The organism is Methanoculleus sp. (assembly GCF_030019085.1).
GTDB lineage: Archaea > Halobacteriota > Methanomicrobia > Methanomicrobiales > Methanoculleaceae > Methanoculleus.
The window spans coordinates 1-6,569 of record NZ_JASEFJ010000037.1 but is presented as its reverse complement, the minus strand read 5'-3'; the positions used below and the strand labels follow the sequence as shown (position 1 = coordinate 6,569).

General features: G+C 61.8%; 6 protein-coding genes. 2 read left to right on the top strand and 4 right to left on the bottom strand.

All coding sequences use genetic code 11. The annotated features are described in order from the left end of the window. Nucleotides 1-48: 48 nt before the first annotated feature. The 4 genes from QMC91_RS09610 to QMC91_RS09595 form a co-directional block, all read right to left on the bottom strand. Entirely contained in the window at nucleotides 49-1,137 is a 1,089-nt protein-coding gene (locus QMC91_RS09610) for an acyltransferase (protein WP_300238025.1), read from the bottom strand. Between the two features lie 148 nt (nucleotides 1,138-1,285). Then, on the bottom strand, nucleotides 1,286-2,152 hold the full coding sequence (gene thiL / locus QMC91_RS09605) for a thiamine-phosphate kinase (protein WP_300238024.1): 867 nt from the start codon (nucleotides 2,150-2,152) through the stop codon (nucleotides 1,286-1,288). Then, nucleotides 2,145-4,094, bottom strand: a complete 1,950-nt coding sequence (locus tag QMC91_RS09600; RefSeq protein ID WP_300238023.1) for a DUF460 domain-containing protein — start codon at nucleotides 4,092-4,094, stop codon at nucleotides 2,145-2,147. The genes thiL and QMC91_RS09600 overlap by 8 nt, the downstream gene beginning before the upstream one ends. Continuing rightward, nucleotides 4,091-4,951 carry an RIO1 family regulatory kinase/ATPase gene (locus QMC91_RS09595; RefSeq protein WP_300238022.1) on the bottom strand — a complete coding sequence of 287 codons (861 nt, stop codon included), beginning with the start codon at nucleotides 4,949-4,951 and terminating at the stop codon, nucleotides 4,091-4,093. Before QMC91_RS09595 ends, QMC91_RS09600 begins: the two co-directional genes overlap by 4 nt. A gap of 49 nt (nucleotides 4,952-5,000) precedes the next feature. On the opposite strand from QMC91_RS09595, the gene QMC91_RS09590 reads away from it, so the two are divergent. Continuing rightward, nucleotides 5,001-5,939: a TIGR00269 family protein gene (locus QMC91_RS09590; protein ID WP_300238021.1), complete on the top strand. Its 939-nt coding sequence runs from the start codon at nucleotides 5,001-5,003 to the stop codon at nucleotides 5,937-5,939. Between the two features lie 35 nt (nucleotides 5,940-5,974). After that, nucleotides 5,975-6,289, top strand: coding sequence for a ferritin family protein (locus QMC91_RS09585; RefSeq protein WP_300238020.1), 315 nt, complete (start codon nucleotides 5,975-5,977; stop codon nucleotides 6,287-6,289). The last annotated feature ends 280 nt before the right edge of the window (nucleotides 6,290-6,569 follow it).

The following is a 6,569-nucleotide window of genomic DNA, read 5'->3' as shown; positions in this document are numbered from 1 at the left end:
ACCGGAGGTCGCCGGGGGTTTCGAAAGGGGCAGAGCCAATACCGCCCCTCACCGGCCAATCAGTTCCGGCCTGGGAGATAACCCGAGCACCCTCCACAGGTCAGTTGTGTTAAGATTCTTTGCCGCCAGCGCCCGTTTCTCGATGGCGTGCCAGGAAAAAAACGCAAACGCGAACGCCACCAGAAACGACACCCCGAATAGGGTCGGCAGGGTGAGAGTGTTTGCCGTGACCTGGATGAGAGTCTGCTGCACCGGATAGTGGTAGAGGTAGATCCCGTATGAGAAGTCCCCATATCTCCCGAACGTGTTGAGGAGGGGTATCGGGATGTGCGCGGCGTAGATGGTAATATAAGGTATGGCGATCACCCCCGCAAGGGTCGCAAGAGGCGTCATAGCCGACACAACAAGGAGTATGAACAGGCCACCTGCGATGGCCGGCCGTAACGTCAACCGTTCCCGGTGGAGGTAGAGGAACGCCCCGACAAGGAAATAGAGCGAGAACCGGACCTTTGCCATCCTGGCATCATCGAACCAGTAAAACCAGACAAGAATGTTTACAGCAATAAGAGCCGGGAGCGCACCCCGGCGGTGCAGGAGCCCGGCGGCCCCCAGTGCCGCAACAACCCCGTAGAGCGCGACCTCGAGAGGTATCGTCCAGAGCGACCCGTTGACATAGGTCACCGGGTTCTCCTGAAAGAGACCTATAACACCGCCGTTCTCAAAGAACGGCACGGCGGCAAGCCCCTCAGGAGAGAGTAGGGCCGCAAAGTAGTCGCCCCGCGGGAAGGAGGTCATCAGCGGGCCGACGAGGAAGAGGGTGACCAGTATCGCGGGAATAAGCGCAGGGGCGACCCGGAGAAACCGTTTCCAGGCGAACCTGAGCAAAGATGCGGTCGACTCCCAGCTCGCCGCGATCAGGTAACCGCTGGCGGCAAGGAGAGCGGCAAGCGCTGCCCGTCCAGCGAGCATGACAGGATCGTGCAACCCTATCTGCGAATAGCCGATCTGGAGCGCGTATGCGTGCGCAACGACGACCAGCGTTGCCGCAGCAAACCGCAGGAAGTCGAAATTGTTCGAGAACCGACCCCCGGGAACGCCACCTCCCTGCAGAACCGGTTCCACCTGCCGTTGATCCATGACCGAAGTTGATGATCAAACTTAAAGATAGGCAGCCGTCTATCGGGAGTAGTTAGATCACCCGGCTTTATAACTACTCCTGATTACATCCAACGATTGAGACCGCCCGGCGCCACCTGAGAGGCCCCGGAGATCCGAAAAGAGAAGACTACCCGCCCCACTCGTGCAGGTAACCGCGTGGCTCAAGCGGCTTGCCGTCTGCGAGGACGACCCGCTCTTCAATGACCTCCCCGATGACGTGGGCCTCAACACCGGGGACGGGGAGGACACCCGGTGGAGAGCAGAAGAGTAGCTCAAAATCCCCGCCGCCGTAGAGAGCAAGTTCACGCCCCTCCTCCACGGGCACGCCAGCAGGCAGCGGGAGCCGGGCGGTATCGACTGCAAACCCACAATCGTTCACGGCAAAGAGGTCATATAGCGAGAGAGCCAGACCATCGGATATATCCATCATCGCCGAGACCCCGGCACGGGCAAGCGCCTGCCCCTCGCGGACCCGCGGCTGCGGTTCCAGGAGTTCCCTGCGGTGCTGCTCGTAACCGTTCAGAGCGGCCTGAGCCTCGCCGAGCGGCCCGGTCACCGCGACGAGATCGCCCGGCCGTGCCCCCCGCCGCCGGACAAGATACTGGGGCTCGACCCAGCCGAGCCCCGTGCTCACGAGCGTAAGCTCGCGGTGGGCGTCCAGGTCACCGCCCACAAGTTCAGCGCCGAACGCAGCGCAACAGTCCCTGGCGCCCTCCATGATCCCGCGGAGACGTTCCGGTCGATCAAGACCTACCGCCAGGAGCACCTCTCCCGGCGCCGCGCCCATGCTTGCAACATCAGAGAGCGTGACCGCCACCGCCATCCAGCCAACCTGCCAGTCGGTCATCCCGACGGGAAAATCGGTCGTCTCATGGAGCATATCGGTGCTCACGACGACGAATCGGTCAGCACAGCGGATGACCGCGCAGTCATCCTCCAGGTGTTCCGGAGCGATTATCGTTCCTATCAGCCGGTGCAACTCTCGTTCATCCACCGCGACGCACCTCCTTCTCCCGTTCGCTCCGGTACTCCCTTACAAGGTACTCCACACGTTCAGCCTCCCGCTCGCGCAGGAACTCTTTCTGCTCCTCCTTCCACGCCGCTATCGCCTCCTCGAGCGCCCCGGTCTCCACCATTCCGGTCTTTCCCCGTACAACCGGGCTGAGAGACCCTGCCGGGATGAGAGGAAGAGCCGCCTCCCTCGCAACCCTGACCAGGTGCGGGTCCGGCGGTTCCCCGCCGACGAGGAGCGCCCGCACACCCCCCGCGGCCAGGTCCTTTACCACGCCCCGACCCCAGCCATGCGCCCGTGGAACGTAGAGGACGTCACCTTCGGCGATACCCATCTCCTCCTGGAGACCCCGTACCCCTTCCCGGGTGAGAGAGTCAAGCACCTTGAGAGGTCTGGAGTCCTCAGTGACCTCAACCCTCTCGACCGCCTGCATCCGTTCCAGTCGTTTCTTCAGCCGCCGGGACCGTCGCCGCTCGCCCCGCAACTGCTCTCGCAGACTCTCGATTGTCGCATCCTTTGCCGCCAGTTCCGCGTCCCGACGGATCTTTCGCTCCGTCGCGGAACGTGCACGGCGCAGGCTCTGGCGCAACTGCTCCACCTCACGGTCTCGCTCCCGGAGAGTGTCCTGCAACTCCTGCACATAACTGCGGAGCCGCTTGACCATTCCGTCAAGCGCCATCACCCGCTCATCCTCGACCGGTCGTTCCAGGGCAGGGGTCTCCGGTACAACCTCAGTTCTCGGCGCAGGTGCGGCCTGCATCTCCTCGAGCACGGTATCGAGCGGCTGACCCCGCAGAACCCGGGCACGCACCTCGTCGAGGTCGAACCCCGGCCCCACACGCTTTGTTATGTTCCGAAACTTGCTCTGGAGACTCCGGTAGGCGTCCAGCGCCGCCGAGAGAGCGTCGCGCTCGTGATCGTTTGTCCAGGTAAACGATGCGGTCAGTTCGTACTTCGCCTCCACAGGGAGAGACTGTTTCGGGGTGTAGGGGATGGCGTTAAACGCCCTGCGGACCTTCTCAACCGAGTACGGCATCGGCTGAACATCGGATGCGACGATCAGGGGTTTTCCGGCACGATAGAGTTCTTCGACTATATCCGACATTGTCATCTGCCGTGAACTCGTAAGGAGGACGAGGTTGCCGTCGAGGTCAACGGCGGCTATCCCGGTAGTCGTCCCGGGATCGAGCCCCACGATCAGGTACCGCGGGCGGCCGGATAGGGGTTCAAACCGGATCCGGTCAAGCTGTCTCCCGCTCACCCTGACCTGGACATCGGCGCCGCGGGAGGAGTGGACGGGAACCATATCCCGTGGGGCGGCGACCCTGAACGCAACACGGGAGCAGCCACCGAAGGCCTTTGTCTCCTTCTTCTCGTAATCGAGTCCGGCACCCCGGAGTCGGGCCTCGATCTCTCTTCCTTTCTGCATCACCGCGCCGTGGATCTTTCTTGCGTAGCGGTTCTGGCTCCACCCGCCGGGGCCTGTCGACCGGTGCCTGCTCACAACGATATCGGTGGTGTTCTCAAACGCGATCACCTGGACACCCGCGCCAAGAGAGGCCACGCGGGCGATCGTCCTCGCCTCGGCGTAGGGGTCGAACCGGTTGAAATTGATGTTGTAGCGGGCGGCAACCTTCCCGAGACTCTCCTTACGCTCGCCGCCGGTCACCTGGACGAGTTTCGTTGAAGGCGGGAGCGACTGGAGGAACGCGTAGACCTCGTGCTGATCTGCAGCGATCTCCTGGAGACTGTCCACCGCAAGGATCTCGGGCTGCTCGGCAGTAAGGAGGCGCTGGAGCCTGAACGCCGTGACCTCCTGAACGTCCAGTATCTCGCCATCCTCCATCCGGCAGAGGGCGTAGACCGGTCGGCGGCTACGTGACCGGACAGAGCCTTTGATTATATCGATCCCGAAGACCTTCACTCCACCACCCGTGCCAGTGCTTCGTCGAAGGCGTAGTCGATGCCGTACTTTCGTTTGAAGTACTGGAGGATGTTTGTGATATCCCGTGCGAGGGTTTCATCGGCGTTCGGGTGGGCGGTCTCAATCCACTGCGGCCAGTCGATCAGCCAGCACTGCCCCTCCTGATCGACCATGACGTTGAACTCGCTCAGGTCGCCGTGGATGATCCCGAGGTTATAGGCCTCCCTGACGTTATCCAGGATCGAGTCCAGGATCGGTTCGGGTTCCGTGAGGGTCGCCCGGGTGAGGTTGACACCGGGGATAAAAGAGATCACGATCACGTGCCGGTTGTGGTCGATGGGGAGGGGGACGGAGACGGCGGGGTGGAGGGCCTTCAGGGCCTCGTACTCCCTTCTTGCCGAGTTGCTCGATGCAAATATCCAGGGACAGTGCCCTGTATCCGGCATGTAGCCCCTCTTGAGTCGAGCAGCCTGGAAAGACCTCTGCCCCACACGGTGGAACTTCAGAACCACGACCCCGAGACCAACCGCCTCGTAGACCTCCGACTCCTTCCCAACGCCGATCTGCGTTCCGAGCGCCTGGATGGTGCCGCGCTTTGTCAGGGTGTGGAGTGCGAGGGTGTCGTAACCGTCAAAGATCAGGGCATAGCCATCGTAGGGGGTCTTTTCGTAACGGACCATGTCCATGGCCATCAGCCTGCCCAGACGGTACGTGAGTTCGGACTCCGAGAACCCGGTGGCCGACCTGAGTATCTCGAACGGCACCCAGGTGTAGCGCCGCATGAGACGCTCGAGGGTAAGCAGGATCCGGAGTTCGTAGGGGTGCAGGGATTGCACGTGTTCTGCAGGAACAGGCATCGTCTACAGAATTTATGTGGCAAGGTGATAAAAGTATGATCGAGCAAGGATGCAGTGCAGCAAGTGCAGACGTGAGGCGATAATCTACCAGCGCTACTCGGGGCTGCATCTCTGCGAACAGCATTTCAACCGCGATTTTGAGGCGAAAGCAAAACGAGCGATCAGGGAGCACCGCTGGATCGAGTCGGGGGACAGGGTGGCAGTGGCGCTCTCTGGGGGCAAGGACTCAAGCGCCGTTCTCTTCTTTCTACACAGCCTCCTTGGCGAGCGGCGGGACGTCCGGCTGATGGCGATAACGGTGGATGAGGGGATTGCCGGTTACCGCGACACAGACCTCGCCAGGAAGATATCGGAGGAGATGGGCGTCCCCTGGGTGACGGCCTCTTTTCGCGACGCTTACGGGATAACGCTTGATGAGATTGTGGCCAGGAAGGGCACAGGGCTCTCCTGCACCTACTGCGGCGTGCTGCGGCGGGCGCTGATGAACCGGGTTGCGAGGGAAGAGGGGGTCACGAAGTTCGCATACGGGTTTAACCTGGACGATGAGGCTCAGTCCGTGCTGATGAACGTTCTGCGAGGGGATGCGGCACAACTCACCCGGCCGGTGCGGGAGGTCGAGGGGATGATCCCGCGGATCAGGCCGTTTCTCTACATCCCGGAGCGGGAGGTGGCGCTCTACGCCTTCCTCCACGTCGAGGGGTTTGACCCTGCGGGCTGCCCCTATGCGGTCGGCGCCCTCAGGCGTGATGTCCGGGGGGTCCTGGACGACTACACCTACCGGCACCCGGCGACGAAATACTCGCTGGTGAGGCTGGGGGAGGCCCTCCGGAGAACAGGTACGGCCCCTGAAACTGTGTTTGGCGTCTGTGAACGCTGTGGCGAACCGATGCCGGCGGAACCGGGGAGAGAGATCTGCAGGGCGTGCCAGGTTCTTGATGAACTGGGAGCACCGGGAGGCCTCTCTCCGCCCGGCGGTGGGTATAAATAATTCCCTCTCCCATGAACCACTGGAGGTAATCCTGTATGCCTGATTTTGGACAACCGTTCTCCGGCAACCACATGGAACGCAAACTTGACCAGGGCGAGATCGTCAGGACGATCAGGTTCGTGATCGCTGCCGAGTATGAGGCGATCCAGCTCTACACCCAGATCGCCGAATCGACCGACAACCAGCTGGTAAAGACGGTCCTGCTCGATATTGCGGACGAGGAGAAGGTTCATGCAGGTGAGTTCCTGCGCCTTCTGCGGGAGATTGAGCCGTCCGAGGAGGAGTTCTACCAGGACGGCTACAGGGAGGTCGAGGAGAAGATAGAAGAGCTGGAGAAGGGCGGGAAGTGATCGTTCTCTCCATCCAGCCCTATCATGGGGGATCACGGGACCTGAAATCCCGGGGGTTTTCAGCCCAGCGACCTCAAAATTTTGACTGCTGAAGTCCTGAAAGGATCGCTTCTCCTGACAGTGTGCCGCGTGAGGAACGCTCGCAGGGGGGTCATCGTGGCCGGACACCCCGTTCACCGGGGGCAGTGTCGCGGCGAAACGTCCCCGAAGGCCGTGGCAGCAAAGGAGAATGAGACGAGACGTAGACGTCCTTCCGGCCACCGTATCGAGGAAGAATCAC